General features: G+C 64.3%; 1 pseudogene. It reads left to right on the top strand.

What is annotated here, in order from left to right:
- Window positions 1-153 precede the first annotated feature (153 nt).
- Window positions 154-1,450, top strand: a pseudogene (locus XM50_RS00185) (IS110 family transposase).
- Window positions 1,451-1,670: the final 220 nt, after the last annotated feature.

The raw sequence follows: 1,670 nt of genomic DNA, 5'->3' as shown, positions 1-1,670 counted from the left end.
TAGCACATTGGGAAGCGCTGGTTCGGGAGCCGCTATGGCCCTGATGAAGACAAGGCCGCGTAGCGGCCGCAGGCTTCATCAGGGCAAGCCATGGCCGGTCAGCAGGTATCTAAAGTGAGGTTGTCGAGACAACACTTTGGAGGCCGACCGACCATGACCAAGCTCACCTCTACGCCTGCCGGCGCCGTGCTGGTAGCCATCGATATGTCCAAGAACCGGCAGGAGGTCCTCATCGAGCGACCGGAAGGTGGCCGGCGCCGGCGGATGACCGTCATGGCGACCAGGCAGGACTATGACGGCTTTGCCGAGCAACTCGCTGCCATCGGGCGCCCCATCATCGTCGGGTTCGAGGCGACGGGTAATTACCATCGCACGCTGGCGCACCGGCTGCTGACGGCGGGGTTCGAGCTGCGGCTCATCTCATCGGTCGCCCTCGCCCGAACGCGTGAGGCGCTGCACAACGGCTGGGACAAGAACGACCCCAAGGACGCGCAGGTCATCCTGCACATGCTGCGGATCGGCGCGACGCAGCGCTACGTCGACCCGCTCGCCGCAGGCATCAATGACCTGCAGGAGCTCTCGAAGACCCACGAGACGATCTCCAGGATGAAGACGCAGACCTGGCATCGCATCCTGACCCACTACCTGCCGATGTACTTCCCCGAGATCGCCCGCTTCGCAGGCAATAGCCGGTCCGACTGGTTCTTCGCGCTCATCGAGCGGTTTCCGACACCGGCCACCATCACAGCGCTGGACCGGGAGGCGTTCTCGGCCGCAGCGTGGCCGCTCATCGGCCGCAAGGTTTCCAAGGCACGGCTCATCAACGACATCTACGAGACGGCGTCCGCCTCGACGGCACTGCCGGTGCCGGAGGACTCAGCCGCCATCACCATGTTCCGCATGGTCATCGCGCAGGGCCGCAGCCTCATCCAGCAGCGCGACGAAATCGAGCGGCTGGCCCATGCGCGGCTCGCCGATGTCGTCGACTACCAGTTGCTGCGCAACATTCCGGGCATCGGTCCGATCAACGCGCTGACCATCCTGGCCGAGGCCGGTGATCTGCGGCGCTTCAATCATCATCGCCAATTTCTGAAGTTCTGTGGTCTCGATCTTGCGACGTGTCAGTCAGGCACGTTCCGCGGCCGCACGAAGCTGTCCAAATACGGCAACGCGCGCCTGCGCCGGACCTTCTGGATGGCTGCCCAGGTCGCCGCGCGTCAGCGCGACAACAGCTTCCGCGACAAGCTCGGACGGTACACCGCCGGGCACGCGGACGATGCCGACCGTCGCCGCAAGGCGATGACGGCACTCACCGCCAAGATGGCGCGCGTGGCTCACGCCGTCGTCAAGACGGGGACAGAGTACCGGCCGTTCCTCGAACGGTCGGATGCCAGGTGGAAGGACCCCTCTCTGCAAGTGCCGTGAGGGCGCTCATCGAGCGACCCTGTAGATAATGTTCGGGCCTTCCACCTGGGTGCGTATCTCGTTTTAAGGATGGTGAGGACCACGGCCGCCTTGGCGCCGCTGGATCCTATGTTTGCTATGGCAGGGAGCGATCCCGTTGACGGTGGGAGCCATCTGGCTCAGATTGCATGCCGCGCCGATGGTTGTCGGCGCTTGGATATCTGCTGGCCAAAACCCGCCGCTGCTTCCCGACATAGGACGTTGTC

It is taken from the genome of Sphingomonas sp. Ag1, from assembly GCF_000980895.1.
Taxonomy (GTDB): domain Bacteria; phylum Pseudomonadota; class Alphaproteobacteria; order Sphingomonadales; family Sphingomonadaceae; genus Sphingomonas; species Sphingomonas panaciterrae.
Note: the sequence above shows the minus strand (reverse complement) of the source record. Positions and strands in the feature narration are given on the sequence as shown.